Origin of the sequence: Prevotella rectalis (assembly GCF_900607215.1) — a bacterium.
GTDB classification, from domain to species: Bacteria; Bacteroidota; Bacteroidia; order Bacteroidales; family Bacteroidaceae; genus Prevotella; species Prevotella brunnea.
The window spans coordinates 767,107-780,302 of the sequence record NZ_LR027820.1 but is presented as its reverse complement, the minus strand read 5'-3'; the positions used below and the strand labels follow the sequence as shown (position 1 = coordinate 780,302).

Annotated in this window: 15 protein-coding genes and 2 pseudogenes (1 of these 17 running past the window's edge); 5 read left to right on the top strand and 12 right to left on the bottom strand. The window is 41.4% G+C overall.

Going from position 1 to position 13,196, the window contains the following annotated elements:
• Positions 1–3 precede the first annotated feature (3 nt).
• Positions 4–141, top strand: coding sequence for a transposase (locus tag E0E16_RS13490; RefSeq protein ID WP_165444190.1), 138 nt, complete (start codon positions 4–6; stop codon positions 139–141).
• Between the two features lie 67 nt (positions 142–208).
• Positions 209–428 (top strand): annotated as a pseudogene (locus tag E0E16_RS14935) (IS5/IS1182 family transposase); the annotation flags it as partial.
• 266 nt (positions 429–694) lie between these two features.
• Here the strand turns inward: E0E16_RS14935 and E0E16_RS14245 are convergent.
• From E0E16_RS14245 to E0E16_RS04255, 11 genes are all read right to left on the bottom strand, one after another.
• Positions 695–895, bottom strand: coding sequence for a hypothetical protein (locus E0E16_RS14245; RefSeq protein ID WP_240048182.1), 201 nt, complete (start codon positions 893–895; stop codon positions 695–697).
• A 381-nt stretch (positions 896–1,276) separates the two neighbouring features.
• Positions 1,277–2,374, bottom strand: a complete 1,098-nt coding sequence (locus E0E16_RS04300) for a DegT/DnrJ/EryC1/StrS family aminotransferase (RefSeq protein WP_130829735.1) — start codon at positions 2,372–2,374, stop codon at positions 1,277–1,279.
• On the bottom strand, positions 2,367–3,359 hold the full coding sequence (locus E0E16_RS04295; protein WP_130829098.1) for a GNAT family N-acetyltransferase: 993 nt from the start codon (positions 3,357–3,359) through the stop codon (positions 2,367–2,369). The genes E0E16_RS04300 and E0E16_RS04295 overlap by 8 nt, the downstream gene beginning before the upstream one ends.
• A complete protein-coding gene (locus E0E16_RS04290; protein ID WP_130829095.1) occupies positions 3,347–3,751 on the bottom strand; it encodes a PH domain-containing protein in 405 nt (134 codons plus the stop codon). Before E0E16_RS04290 ends, E0E16_RS04295 begins: the two co-directional genes overlap by 13 nt.
• A complete protein-coding gene (locus tag E0E16_RS04285; protein WP_130829093.1) occupies positions 3,748–4,170 on the bottom strand; it encodes a sugar 3,4-ketoisomerase in 423 nt (140 codons plus the stop codon). Before E0E16_RS04285 ends, E0E16_RS04290 begins: the two co-directional genes overlap by 4 nt.
• Positions 4,171–4,305: 135 nt before the next feature.
• Positions 4,306–5,454, bottom strand: coding sequence for a dTDP-glucose 4,6-dehydratase (gene rfbB / locus E0E16_RS04280; protein WP_130829091.1), 1,149 nt, complete (start codon positions 5,452–5,454; stop codon positions 4,306–4,308).
• Positions 5,451–5,720 (bottom strand): hypothetical protein, encoded by a 270-nt coding sequence (locus E0E16_RS04275; RefSeq protein WP_130829088.1) that lies wholly within the window; start codon positions 5,718–5,720, stop codon positions 5,451–5,453. The genes rfbB and E0E16_RS04275 overlap by 4 nt, the downstream gene beginning before the upstream one ends.
• A gap of 7 nt (positions 5,721–5,727) precedes the next feature.
• Positions 5,728–6,237 carry a metallophosphoesterase family protein gene (locus tag E0E16_RS04270; RefSeq protein WP_130829086.1) on the bottom strand — a complete coding sequence of 170 codons (510 nt, stop codon included), beginning with the start codon at positions 6,235–6,237 and terminating at the stop codon, positions 5,728–5,730.
• Positions 6,238–6,257: 20 nt separating this feature from the next.
• On the bottom strand, positions 6,258–7,532 hold the full coding sequence (locus E0E16_RS04265) for a DUF5694 domain-containing protein (protein ID WP_130829084.1): 1,275 nt from the start codon (positions 7,530–7,532) through the stop codon (positions 6,258–6,260).
• Positions 7,533–7,544: 12 nt separating this feature from the next.
• A complete protein-coding gene (locus tag E0E16_RS04260) occupies positions 7,545–8,165 on the bottom strand; it encodes a cytidylate kinase-like family protein (protein ID WP_130829082.1) in 621 nt (206 codons plus the stop codon).
• 25 nt (positions 8,166–8,190) lie between these two features.
• Positions 8,191–9,549 (bottom strand): MATE family efflux transporter, encoded by a 1,359-nt coding sequence (locus E0E16_RS04255; RefSeq protein ID WP_130829080.1) that lies wholly within the window; start codon positions 9,547–9,549, stop codon positions 8,191–8,193.
• A gap of 199 nt (positions 9,550–9,748) precedes the next feature.
• On the opposite strand from E0E16_RS04255, the gene xseA reads away from it, so the two are divergent.
• From xseA to E0E16_RS04240, 3 genes are all read left to right on the top strand, one after another.
• Positions 9,749–11,044, top strand: a complete 1,296-nt coding sequence (gene xseA, locus E0E16_RS04250) for an exodeoxyribonuclease VII large subunit (RefSeq protein WP_130829078.1) — start codon at positions 9,749–9,751, stop codon at positions 11,042–11,044.
• A 45-nt stretch (positions 11,045–11,089) separates the two neighbouring features.
• Entirely contained in the window at positions 11,090–11,278 is a 189-nt protein-coding gene (gene xseB, locus E0E16_RS04245) for an exodeoxyribonuclease VII small subunit (protein ID WP_130829076.1), read from the top strand.
• Positions 11,279–11,394: 116 nt separating this feature from the next.
• On the top strand, positions 11,395–12,411 hold the full coding sequence (locus E0E16_RS04240) for a branched-chain amino acid aminotransferase (RefSeq protein ID WP_130829074.1): 1,017 nt from the start codon (positions 11,395–11,397) through the stop codon (positions 12,409–12,411).
• A 280-nt stretch (positions 12,412–12,691) separates the two neighbouring features.
• Here the strand turns inward: E0E16_RS04240 and E0E16_RS04230 are convergent.
• Positions 12,692–13,196: pseudogene (locus E0E16_RS04230) on the bottom strand (IS4 family transposase) (it continues 846 nt past the right edge of the window).

Genomic DNA, 13,196 nt, shown 5'->3' with positions numbered 1-13,196 from the left:
TCAATGTTTTGGGACTTGGCATCCATGCTCAATCCCACCCATCCAATGTATAAACTTGCCAATCTGATAAATTGGGAAACCTTTGAGCGTTCCTTTGCCCCCTTGTACTGTAAGGACAACGGACGCATCGCCAAGCCTTGAGAACTCTTGCCAAGAACGTATTGAGGTCTGCATGAAGTTCGTTAACGGCGAGGGAATGGACGTTCACAAAATCTACTCCCCTCATGAGCCGGACGTGTTGTGCACCAGCAAGGGGAAGGATCACAAGAAATACGAGTTCGGCAACAAAGTCTCCCTTGTAAGACTGTGAAAAGGTCTCATTGTCGGTGCATTATCTTTCCGCAATGAATATGACAGACAAGGCAATGGAGCAGGTCGGCAGGGTCTATGGCGGGAAAATCAAAAGACTCGCGGAGGACAGAGGGTATCATCCAATACCATCTGTTGGCTATAAGTCGAGCTTTTGAGGGATAACTATATAATGTTGATAAAAACTCATCAAACACTGAAGGGGCAGCTATCGTTTCCCTTACCATTCTCTCACAGAAGTATAACACCGTGAATACAGTACACGTTTGTACAATGCGCCATACACGTCTGTACTGTCAGCTGTACAAACGTGTACAATACGGGAAGTGTTTAACCTCTCGTTAGCGAGTTCTTATAGAGGCGATAAGGACCGGTTGGGTGCAGACTATGGAAAGTTATTTGTATCGTTACCCCGGTTCGGGATAAGAAACAGTTCATAAATAAAGTTGCGCTCATCCAACCGGAAGTCTATTCGGGAAATAATCTCCCGGATAGCTGTCTCATCAAAATAATCTGCGAGTATTTCCGGAAAGACACAACGCAACAATTGCTCGCCATTCATGATGCAAAGATAACAAATATCCATGAATTTATTTGCATGAGAGGGGATGCAACCGGGTTTTACGACTGACCTCCAAAAAAAGTACCATCGTTTTATTAAAAAAGTACTATCGTTTTTACCAAAAAGTACTATCGTTTTATCAAAAAAGTACTATCGTTTTGTACAAAAAGTACCATCGTTTTTTATAAGCTCGTATGTCTGTTGGAAAAAGCCAATATCGCTTCTGAAAAAAGTTGATATTGTCATTGTGAAATACCAATGTCAAAATTATAAAAACGTATCGGGCTTACAAATAAAAAGCAGTATTGTTTGCTTGCGAATGCAGAATCTTTTTCCCGTCTTTTTGGCACACGTCAAACAACAGATACTCAGCAGCGCATCACATAAAGACAAACTAACCGGATTTCATGAATATGAATTCAGGAGGCGGATAATTGTGTCCGTTTCTTCTTCGGTAATGGTCTGATTACATGGGATTGACAGTTCTTGTTCATGAATCTGCTCGGTGATGGGGAAAGACAATTGATTCCATTCCCGATAGGCTTTTTGTTTATGGGGAGGAATGGGGTAATGAATCATGGTCTGTACACCGTGTTTGTTCAGATAACTTTGTAGTTTATTGCGTGTTTCGCAAAGAATGGGGAAGATATGATAGACATTATCACGATTTGATGGGTTTGGTATGGTGATGGCAGTATTTTTGATTTCGTTTTGATAACGATGCGCTATTTCTTTTCTTCGTGCATTCTCTTTATCGATATATTTTAATTTTATATTCAGAATGGCGGCTTGTAGTTCGTCCATTCTGCTATTCATTCCTTTATGGGTAAATTCATACTTTCGTTCGGAACCATAATTCCCCAACATTCGTATGACGTCTGCCAATCTCTTGTCATTTGTGGTTACGGCGCCTGCATCACCCAATGCACCGATATTCTTTCCCGGATAAAAACTATGAGCAGCCGCATTGCCAAGCGATCCGGTACGCTTGTCCGCGAAGGTACAGCCGTGTGCCTGTGCATTATCTTCTATGAGCAGAAGATTGTAATGTTTGCGAAGTGCCTCTATGTGTCGGGTGTAGGCGCACCGGCCGTAGAGGTGGACGAGCATGATGGCGCGTGTGCGTGGCGTGATGGCCAAATCTATGAGCCTGTCGTCTATTTCGAGCGTATCAATATTCGGTTCTACAAGAATCGGGATCAAATTATTTTCGGAAATTGACAGCAAGGTGGCAATATATGTGTTCGCCGGCGCAATGATCTCATCGCCATCATGGAGAATGCCGAGTTCCTTATAAGCTCGAAGAATAAGCGAGAGTGCGTCCAGTCCGTTTCCACAAGTAACACAATGCTTCGTGCCAATATAATCAGCATAATTCTTTTCAAAATTTCCAACGGCTTCTCCTTGAAGATACCAACCGGATCTAATAACTTCTTGTATGGCATCGAATATTTCATCCGAATGCATTTCTGTAACTTTTTTTAGAGATAGATATTCAATCATGCGATAAAGGTTGCTTCTTATCTTCAATACTATTGATATGCCGTGTACTCCATTCGTACACATCATAACAAATGCCTCTGCTGCCAAATCCTTCTTTCTGAAAGATGAGTTGCTCGTTAAGCGTTTTTCCATTACCTTCGGAACTCTTTCCAAAATCAAAATAGCCCTCCTGGTCTTGATAGACTGTATTAAGAAGATGGTTGAAAATCAAATCAAGTGCACCGTTTCTTTTTCCTTCCGGAGAAGCTGATATGTATTGTGTATGCAAAGTTTTTGGAGTGATGTACAATAAGATCCCACCAATGGGCATATTGTCGATATTGTAAGCCATGAATAATTTTATATTCTCCGGAAAACGATTTTTTAAGAGTTTCAACTCGAACAATGAATGTACGGGCTTTGCCGCATATTTCTGTTGTAAATTGTTGCTGAGGATCATCCAAAATGATTTGAGATCTTCGCTTTCTCTTACTTTTATTCCATTTTTCACAGCTTTTCTTATTCCACTTTTTCTACTTTCAGTGAACCTCAACCGATGATTAAAGTCAATTGTGGTAGAGATATGCCTGTTGATGATGTTTGCCTCGCAAAAATTAGTTAGTGCGTAGAGATCTTCTTCAGCGGGAAGACGATGATAAATGTGAGGGATGGCTTTATAGATAACGTTGTGTATGCCTTCTTTTGCTAAAAAAATATTCAGTGCTTGAAATAGTTTGCATATATTTGCAGTAGTTGCTTTCTCATTCGTTATCAAGCCTCCGTAGGTTAATCCTTGATGTGAAAAAAGCGTGTTTCCGACTCGGTTTGCGGGTAAAAGCGCATAAATATATTGTTTTCTGTAAATGATTAAGGAGAAATCTTTGAATCGGTCGGAATGATAATCCATGTAGTTGCGATTGAAAAGAAATGTTCCTTGTTTCGACTGCTTCACGAATGCGTTCCATTCGTTGGCTTGCTCCGGCCTGTATCTTCTTATTTCAAACATTCGATATTGGGATTTACACTGCACAAAAGTTCTATGAAGGCTTTGCGGTTCTGTGGGGAAATCAGTATGTAGTTGCCTTGTCCGAAGTCGATGCGTAATCTTTTTAACGACATTGCGGGCGAACTGATCGGGTCATTCGATTCGGCTATTCTGCTAATCTGTTGAATGTCAATGTCCTTTTTGATGATAATTCCTGCCCTTATCTTCAGATGTTGGCTCTCGATAGTGTAATAACAGGGAAGGGTCACGGCATATATGGCAATAATAAATGCGAAAGGCAGAAGCAAGAACCAGCTGAAGTCCATAATCAATTCATATCCGATGAATAATACCGGCAATGCTATTACCACTATGAGCCATGCATCTACTTTTGTGTGAAAGCTTCGTTTCATTTGTTCTCTGTCGCCATATAGTTCAGATAGTCGTCATAGTCGCGGATGTAATCTTCTTCGTCGAACGGGTCTTCGGCAAGCACGAGACACACCGCACCTGACGAGAAGTCTTCGAGCGTGCGCCAAATGTCGGTATTCACCAACAGCCCTTGATAGGGATGGTTGAGCAGAAAGGAGTGCCGTAGTTTGCCGTCGTTCAGCGTAACGGAGAACGAACCGCTGACGGCGATGATGAACTCGCGGCAATGTTTGTGAGCATGTCCGCCCCGACTTTCACCTCCAGGAACGTCGTACACCCAATAGACGCGCGAAACGTTGAAGGGAATGTCCTTCATCTGTTCGGCTACGGTGAGGTTTCCACGTTGGTCGAGTATTTTTGGCAAGTCGATAATCTTGCCGATGGTGGGGTCTTCTTGCATCTTGGCTTAGGAGTTAAATGAACATTGGAAGGTCAATGAGATTTGACCGATGTTTTTTCGGACTGTGAGTGGTTTGCGGAGTTGGAAAAGTCAGCGTCTTTAATTTCCCCAACTCCGCAACACTCTCAGAACCTTTTATCTGTTCCCGTACATCATGTCGTAATACTTCTGGTAGTCGCCACTTGTTACCTCTGCTATCCATTGTTGGTTTTCGAGGTTCCACTTAATGGTTTTTACAATGCCATCGGCGAACATCGTCTCAGGATACCAGCCCAATTCTTCCTTGATCTTGGAGGGGTCGATGGCATAACGGGCATCGTGTCCGAGCCGGTCGGCAACATGGGTGATGAGATCGTTGTTGATCCAGCTGATGTCGATGTCGCCATTGGCGTCCTTTTCCTGCTTTTTCAGCATCTTGCGCAGCTCTTTGTCCTTTTCCATCATGTCGTGAATTGTCTGGATGGTGAGTTTCACGATGTCGATGTTCTTCATTTCGTTGTGTCCTCCAACGTTGTAGATTTCACCTTCGCGACCTTCTCGCACCACCATGTCGATGGCTTTGCAATGGTCTTCCACATAGAGCCAGTCGCGAACATTAAGTCCCTCGCCATAGACTGGTAGCTTCTTACCCGACAAAATGTTGTTGATAATCAGCGGTATTAGCTTCTCAGGGAAGTGGTAAGGACCGTAGTTGTTGGAACAACGGGTGATGCTGACCGGCATGTGGTAGGTGTCCCGATACGCCATGACGAACATATCGGCACTTGTTTTGCTTGCCGAGTAAGGACTGTGTGGGCAGAGCGGAGTCAGCTCCGTGAAGTAACCATCAGCTCCGAGCGAACCATACACCTCGTCAGTTGATACCTGGTGATAGCGTTTGCCTTTTTTCCATGTGGGATAACCTTCTTCGTCTTTGCCCGTAACCCAAGCCCTTCGGGCAGCGTCCATAAGGTTTTGAGTGCCAAGTATATTCACCGAAAGAAACAATTGTGGATCTTCGATAGAACGATCCACATGACTTTCAGCTGCAAAATTCACGATGTAATCTATGTTGTTCTCTGCCAAGATTTTGTCAACGAGCTTTCGGTCTCGGATGTCGCCTTTTACGAAGTAACAGCGTTGTTCATCTATGTCAGCCTTTATTGTGCCGAGATTGCCGGCATAGGTTAGCGCGTCGAGGACGATTACTTTTATATCCTTATCTACATACTTTTTGTGTAGAAGATATTTAATGTAGTTGGCACCGATGAAACCGGCAGCTCCGGTTACTAAGTATGTTTTCATTTTTTCTTATTGTTTTTTATGTTATCTTTGTTTGTAACCACTTTATCGTAGGTCTTCCAATATTCCAGATTCTTTTCCTTTAGTTTTTGCCACTTTCTGTAGTCGGAATAGATGTTGAACGACATCATGATAATGCCAAAAAAGCCACTTTCTGTAATCAGATTTTGCCAATGATATTCACCATTCCAATTGAACAGGAGTTCTAAACCATAATACACACCGGTCAGCACAATAAATTGAAATAAATATGTATGTACTTTTTTCATCTGTGCTTTATGGAAGAATGTTCTTTTTACTTAATGTAATAACTTCACAATCACTGAATTTATTGCCTTCAATGGTCAGTCTTATAAGTGTACGGTCTTTATGCCATCCCTGAAGACCAGCAGCACCGGGGTTGATGTGAAGAAGATTAAGCGTTTTGTCATACTTCACTTTTAATATGTGTGAATGTCCGTCAATAAAAAGATTTGGAGGCGAAGCATACAGCAGACTTTGCACTGAACTGTCATAATTCCCGGGATAGCCACCGATGTGTTTTAGTAGTACATCTACATTTTCGCACTTGAATCGTAATATTTTAGGATATCTCGCACGAAGATCATGACCATCACAATTACCGTGAACGGCTCGGAATATGGGTGTCATAGCTTCGAACTTGTCAGCAACTTCAATGGAGCCAATGTCGCCGGCATGCCAAATTTCATCGCAATCTTTGAAATAGAATGCGTACTTATCGTCCCAGTGGGCGTGTGTATCCGATATGATTCCTATTTTTTTCATTTCAGCTTCTGTATATCTACTTACAAACGGAATGGAACTTGCTCGTAATTTTTGAAGATATACTCTATCGTTTCTTTGTTTATTCCATTGTCTTTGCAGTATTGTATTCCTGTTCGATACGATTGAACTGCTTTCTTTCTCTGTCCTTTCGCATCATAGCAAAATCCTAAATTGCGCCAAAAGGTCGGAATGATAAACTTTCTCAATTCATCCGGTACTTCGAAAAGATGTTTTTTCACCTTTCTTGAAACTGCTATGCCTTCGTTATATTGCTTTGAAAGAAAATAATACCATGCTAAATTAAATGATAATAAGATAGATTTGTTTGTATTTTCTTCCCATTGTTTCAATATTTTTTCGGCTTTACGCAATGATTCCTCTTTGATAATTGAGGGATTTGTGTCCATATTTGGTCCGTGCAAAATTGGGGTTAAAGCCGTCCAATACATTATCTCCTTATTTGTATAGTACAAATCTGAAATCCCGGAGACCAGATATTCGTTGATGTCAGCATCTATTGGGCTGTTTTCCAATGGCAATAAATCTTCCAATTGAACCAAATGAATTTCTTTTCTATTTGACAATGCTTTGTCGAAATAATATTTATGCTCGGCACCCGTGAGAATGATTACTCGTCTTCCAAGATTGGCACGAACAGCATCTTCAATCAGGTTCATCATCTTCGCATTGCGTTGTTCTGAATACAGGTTCAGACATCCGTCGCCAAATACGGTTATAAGCCCGGCGTATATTCTGCTAACATAAGTGTTGTAGTCCTTTCCATTAATAAACAAGTAGCTTTTATCATTGTCTTTGAATAGATTGTCAAGAGTCCCATAGCGTTTCTCAAAAGCACAAATCAACGAATCCGTCCGATAGAGAGAGTCTAATCTTTGTTGTTTGATTTTGTAATCATCTGATTTTATGTATTCTCTTCGTTCCGCTCTCGGATTATTCTGTGACCACCAATCTATGGGATATACGTTCGCTCCATTTTTAATTCCATAGATAGCCCCCAAAGTCATCTCTTTCAGATAAGGCTTTTTACGAAAGTCTGATAGGCGAATTTCCACACAGATGGCATCCGGATGAAATGTTTTTATGATGTTATACAGGTCTTTATAGGAATAATTAGGATTTGATTTGTGCTGATCATGTATGGTTCCGATGCATAAAACCATGGTTTGTCCTTGTGCTTCTGTTGAGGGATTAGTAAGTTTTTTTTGCGCAAGTACACCAATCGGAATCATGGAGACCGTTAGTATGAGGAAAAGATTATAGAAGTAATGTTTCATATATTTTATAATTTATTTCATTTTTCTTCTTATAAAAGCAGCGATAAAATCTTTCGTAGCTTCCAACCCCAAGATACTTGTATCAATACAAAGGTCGTAATTAGTGGAGTGCCCCCAAGCCTTTCCCGTGTAATAATTGTAGTATTTTGCGCGTTCGCTTTCACAATGTTCAATAATTTTGCGTGCCTCTTCTTTGTTACAATGTTTTCGCTCACAGATATTTTTAATGCGAAAATCCAAACTTGCCGTAATGAAAACATTGATAACATCTTTGTAGTCGCGCAAAACATAATCTGCTGTTCTGCCTACAAATACGCATCTACCAAATTTTTCTGCTGCATCGCGGATGGCATCACTTTGAATTTGGTAGAGACTTTCTTGCGAAAAATCATTCTTATAGAAGTTGTTGCTGCCTAATAGTGGAAGATTGATGTGGAAATGCGATTTGAGAAATCCTTTATGTTCGTCGTTCTGTTCGAAGAATTTTTCAGAGAATCCACTTTCTTGCGCTGCGAGGTTCAGTATCTCTTTGTCATAAAAGTGGCAATGAAACTCTTCAGCGAGCATTCGCGCGATGCAGCATCCTCCGCTTCCAAGTTGTCTTCCTACGTTGATAATCAATTTGTTTTCCATTTGTTCAGCGTTTATTGGTGAAGGGTCAAAGTTTATTCATCTCTTTTTTGAAATTCTTAATGTATCGCGTCATGATGATTGCCGCTATTACCGCGGCAAGGAAATCACTTGTTGGGAGTGATGCCCATACACCATCAATCTCAAAAAATCTTGGGAGAATAGTTAGTAAAGGTAGTAAAATTAGTAATTGGCGAGACAACGACAGGAATATGCTTATCCTGACTTTGCCAATACATTGAAAAAAGTTGGTTATTACCATTTGCCCACCTATTATCGGAAACATCAACATATTGATTTGAATGGCTTTCATGGATTGTTTAATGAGTTCCGGATCGGTTGTAAACATACGAGCACAATAATAGGGTGCCAACATTGCGCCCAACCAGCCTATTGTCATGATGACAGTGGCAGAAAATATGGAGAGCTTTACCACGCTCATCATTCTATCATATAGTTGTGCGCCGTAGTTATAGCCGGCGATAGGCTGCATACCTTGATTTAATCCAATCACCACCATTACGAAGACAATAGCAATACTGTTGGCAATTCCGTATGCTCCCACAGCCATGTCGCCTCCGTAGTTTACAAGTTGATTATTCATAAATATCACTATGACGCAGGCGCAGACATTCATAAGAAAAGGCGAGATGCCGATGGAGATAATGTTCTTCACGAGGTTTGCCTTGAGTCTGTATATTCCTCGCTTCAGATGTAGTAGCTCTTTCTTATTGGCAAATAGTTTCATTTGCCAGCAGAGTGCGAGTGCTTGCGAGATAATGGTTGCCAAGGCTGCTCCCCGGATACCCCATCCCCACCAAAAGATAAACACCACATCGAGAAAGATGTTCATGATAACTGTGAAAATCGTTGCGGACATGGCATGTCTGGGCTTTGAGGCAGCGCGTAAAACAGCATTCATACCGAAATACATGTGGGAAATAATGTTTCCGGCAAGAATAATCTGCATAAAATCTTTGGCGTAGGGGAGAGTTGCATCGCTTGCACCGAAAAATCGTAGGATGGGTTCTAAGAAAATGAGACAGAAAAATCCAAACGAACTGCCGATAATCAAGTTCAGAGTAATAGTATTTCCGAGGATATTCTCTGCTGTGGCATAATCATGTTGTCCCAATTTTACACTGATGGTGGTCGAGGAACCGATTCCGACAGCCGCTCCGAATGCAGCCGCGAGATTTATGAATGGAAATGTGATTGCTAATCCAGAGATTGCAAGCGGACCCACCACCTGCCCAATGAAGACACGGTCGATGATGTTGTAAAGCGATGCTGCCATCATCGCAATAATGGCAGGTAGGGCATATTGAACCAATAAATTCCCTATCGGCTTAGAACCCAACTCCAATGTTGCTTTCTTATTATCCATTAACGCTGATGATGTACTCTTGCAAAAGTACAAAAAAATAATCGATGTTGATGTAATTTGTGGAAATTATTCCTCACTGTTTCTTAAAACATCTAAAAGCTTAGTATGTTTTACTATAATTCTTGCTATCTTTGCAATAGTGAAAAGTAACAAATAATGAATGGCGCATGGTTTCTGTAGCCGGATAATCAGAAATATAATGAACAAACCTCTATCGCTTTTAGAACTCAATTCCCTTGTCTCCGAACTCATAGAGACGGTTATGTCTCGCTCTTATTGGGTGTCGGCAGAAGTCTCTGAAGCAAGAGAGAACAGAGGACATCTTTATTTGGAGCTTATTCAGAAAGATGACCGTGCCAATACACCTGTTGCCAGAGCTTCAGCCAAATGTTGGCGAAGCTCATGGAGTTTGATAGCTCCTTACTTTGAGAGGACAGCAGGCGTAAAAATACGAGCCGGGTTGCATCTCTTACTGCAGGTTCATCCGCAGTTTCATCCTCAATATGGTTTTTCGTGGATTATAGACGACATCAATCCGGAATACACTATGGGAGACATGATGAGGAAAAGGCAAGAAATAATCCGCCAATTGAAAACTGAAGGTGTTTTTGATCTTCAAAAGGAATTGACCCTTCCAATATTTTCCCAACGCATTGCTGTTATTTCTTCCTCTACGGCGGCAGGATATGGAGACTTTTGCAATCAATTGAAAAAAAATGAGTATGCTCTTGATTTTCATACAGAATTATTTGCCGCCATCATGCAGGGAGAAGGGGTTGGAAAAAGCATCATCTCTGCATTGAACAGCATCAATGATCGTTGCGATGAATTCGATTGTGTTGTGATAATTCGGGGAGGCGGAGCGACCGCTGATTTGAGTGGTTTTGATACTTTGGATTTGGCAGAAAATGTTGCCAACTTTCCTTTACCGATTATTACGGGGATAGGGCATGAACGCGATGAGAGCATATTGGATATGATTTCCTATAAACGCGTGAAAACTCCCACTGCAGCCGCTACATTCCTAATTGATCATCTGCTCAGAGTGCTGACGTTTATAGAAAATGCTCGTGACGATATACGGAAATTGGTTCAGATTCGTCTTCAACAAGAAGAAATAAAATTGCAAAGGCTCTCTACAAACATTCCGGTTCTGTTCTCTATGGTAAAGACTCGTTATGAAATGACGTTGGAAGCGATACTAAGAAAATTACTACAGGATATGTCGAAGGCTCTTTCGGATGAAACAATGATTTTAGAAAAGGCTACCGCAAGACTACTGCCTGCCATTGAAAGAAAACGTTTGCAGCAGGTGCACCATTTAGAACTTCTTACTCAGCGTGCTAATGCCATGAATCCCAATAGAATGTTACGATTAGGCTACAGTATTACTTATGGTAAGAATGGACTCTTACGCGACGCATCTTCGGTTCTGCCCGGTGAGGAACTGACTACTATCTTGGAAAATGGAAAAATAGTCTCCGTGGTTAAATAGAGGACTAAGGAGGAATATATTAATATAATTTATAATGTTACGGATATGAAAAAAATAAATTACGAGGAGGCGGTAAAACAATTGGAAACAATTGTGACAAGAATGGAAAATGGAGAACTAAGTATTGACTCCATGGCAGAAGAACTCAAAAAAGCCCAAGAACTGATAAAACTCTGCAAAGACAAGCTTAGACATACCGATGCCGAGATTAAGAAACTATTGGAAACCGAATGATTTTAACCGGTCATAACTACTGTTTTTGATAATTACGTCGATATTTGTTGCAATGTAGAATTTATATTTGTATATTTGCAAATATATGAAATAAAACCCTATAAACGTAAGATGTAATGAAAAATTTAGATTGGTCCAATTTGTCTTTTGGTTATTTACCAACTGATTATAACGTGCGTTGTTTCTATCGGAACGGAAAGTGGGGCGAAGTAGAAGTATCGTCCGACGAGTATTTGAAAATTCATATGGCGGCAACGTGTCTGCATTATGGACAAGAAGCCTTTGAGGGTCTGAAGGCCTATCGCTGTCCGGATGGCAAAGTACGATTGTTTTGTGTTGAAGAGAATGCGGCACGTTTGCAACGCACATGCCGCGGAATCGTAATGCCGGAGGTGCCTACCGAGCTTTTTGTGGAAATGGCAAAGAGGGTTGTTCGTTTAAATCAGGAATATGTTCCCACCTATGAAAGTGGAGCGACGCTCTATCTTCGTCCTTTGCTTATTGGGACGTCGGCACAAGTCGGAGTACATCCTTCTAAAGAGTATATGTTCCTGATTTTTGTGACCCCTGTAGGTCCTTATTTCAAAGGTGGGTTTTCTACCAATCCTTATGTTATTATGCGCGATTACGACCGTGCTGCCCCTTTGGGCACGGGAACGTTTAAGGTGGGTGGTAACTACGCTGCATCGCTAAAAGCAAATAAGATTGCCCACGAAAAAGGCTATGCGTCAGAATTTTATCTTGACTCGAAAGAAAAGAAATATGTTGATGAATGTGGTGCTGCCAATTTCTTCGGTATTAAAGATAATACCTATATTACTCCATTGTCATCCTCAATTCTTCCATCCATCACAAATAAGAGCTTGATGCAGATTGCTGAAGATTTGGGCATGAAGGTGGAACGTCGCCCCATACCGGAAGAAGAATTAGCTACTTTTGAGGAGGCGGGAGCTTGCGGAACGGCTGCTGTCATCTCTCCAATTTCTCACTTAGATGATTTGGAAACCGGTAAGACTTATCATTTTGGTGAAAACCCGGGACCGTGGTCAACCAAACTTTATGAAACCTTACGTGGCATTCAGTATGGTACAATTGAAGATAGACATGGTTGGACAACCGTGGTAATCGACTAAGCATATTACAGACTAATAAAATCGCAACTCCACATTGGAACAAAGATTCAATAGGGACTTGCGATTTTATTCTTTTATCGGGTTTAACTGTATAGGAATCGCCAGTTTCGGCAACTTTGCCATTCTCATTATCCCCCGGAAGCTGTTTTCCCGCATTTTCAGCTTCAAAATGTTTGCAAAACTCATCTATAATTATTACTGTCCGCTAAACATAGAAATCCTCATTCCAACTCATTGAGACACAATAGTTCGGATGACAGCATGTTAGTGACAAGCCCCCTTATTCATTTTCTGTTACCTCGGGTGGCGATTCAGCCGCTGCTTCAAGCATGAGTTTCATGTCGGCATCCGGCATGTTGAAGAAATTATTCATGTTGAGGTATTCCATAAGTACAATGCGCACCATAGTAGCCAGCCCTGAGAAACTCCACCGCCTCTGCAATGAGCTTTGCAGCAGTGACAGTAATAGATTGGCAATGAGTGTAACCCAAATCTGTATCTTGATGGCGTTGGCACTCTCCCCATAGAAGTATCTAAGCGGGAAGTTCTGTTTTATCTGCTTGAAAAGAGACTCTATCTGCCACCTCCTGCGGTAGATGGCTACGATAGTCTCCATGGACATGTCAAAGTCGTTGGTAAGCAAGGACACCAACTTTGGCATCTTTCCCTTCTTGATATCCACATAGGTGATGATACGCGCTATATGGTTGATACCGCCCTTCCTGAACACCACCACCTGCTCACGATATTCCATCAGCCCATCCTCGTTCATATCCATGCAGTCT

What these genes read in the sequence shown, in the direction of transcription:
- xseB (WP_130829076.1), top strand. Translation starts at nt 11,090, where the DNA reads ATGAAAAAAATAAATTACGAGGAGGCGGTAAAACAATTGGAAACAATT.
- E0E16_RS04290 (WP_130829095.1), bottom strand. Translation starts at nt 3,751, where the DNA reads ATGAAACGAAGCTTTCACACAAAAGTAGATGCATGGCTCATAGTGGTA.
- rfbB (WP_130829091.1), bottom strand. Translation starts at nt 5,454, where the DNA reads ATGAAAACATACTTAGTAACCGGAGCTGCCGGTTTCATCGGTGCCAAC.
- E0E16_RS04260 (WP_130829082.1), bottom strand. Translation starts at nt 8,165, where the DNA reads ATGGAAAACAAATTGATTATCAACGTAGGAAGACAACTTGGAAGCGGA.
- E0E16_RS14245 (WP_240048182.1), bottom strand. Translation starts at nt 895, where the DNA reads ATGGATATTTGTTATCTTTGCATCATGAATGGCGAGCAATTGTTGCGT.
- E0E16_RS04270 (WP_130829086.1), bottom strand. Translation starts at nt 6,237, where the DNA reads ATGAAAAAAATAGGAATCATATCGGATACACACGCCCACTGGGACGAT.
- E0E16_RS13490 (WP_165444190.1), top strand. Translation starts at nt 4, where the DNA reads ATGTTTTGGGACTTGGCATCCATGCTCAATCCCACCCATCCAATGTAT.
- E0E16_RS04285 (WP_130829093.1), bottom strand. Translation starts at nt 4,170, where the DNA reads ATGCAAGAAGACCCCACCATCGGCAAGATTATCGACTTGCCAAAAATA.
- E0E16_RS04240 (WP_130829074.1), top strand. Translation starts at nt 11,395, where the DNA reads ATGAAAAATTTAGATTGGTCCAATTTGTCTTTTGGTTATTTACCAACT.
- E0E16_RS04295 (WP_130829098.1), bottom strand. Translation starts at nt 3,359, where the DNA reads ATGTTTGAAATAAGAAGATACAGGCCGGAGCAAGCCAACGAATGGAAC.
- E0E16_RS04275 (WP_130829088.1), bottom strand. Translation starts at nt 5,720, where the DNA reads ATGAAAAAAGTACATACATATTTATTTCAATTTATTGTGCTGACCGGT.
- xseA (WP_130829078.1), top strand. Translation starts at nt 9,749, where the DNA reads ATGAACAAACCTCTATCGCTTTTAGAACTCAATTCCCTTGTCTCCGAA.
- E0E16_RS04255 (WP_130829080.1), bottom strand. Translation starts at nt 9,549, where the DNA reads ATGGATAATAAGAAAGCAACATTGGAGTTGGGTTCTAAGCCGATAGGG.
- E0E16_RS04265 (WP_130829084.1), bottom strand. Translation starts at nt 7,532, where the DNA reads ATGAAACATTACTTCTATAATCTTTTCCTCATACTAACGGTCTCCATG.
- E0E16_RS04300 (WP_130829735.1), bottom strand. Translation starts at nt 2,374, where the DNA reads ATGATTGAATATCTATCTCTAAAAAAAGTTACAGAAATGCATTCGGAT.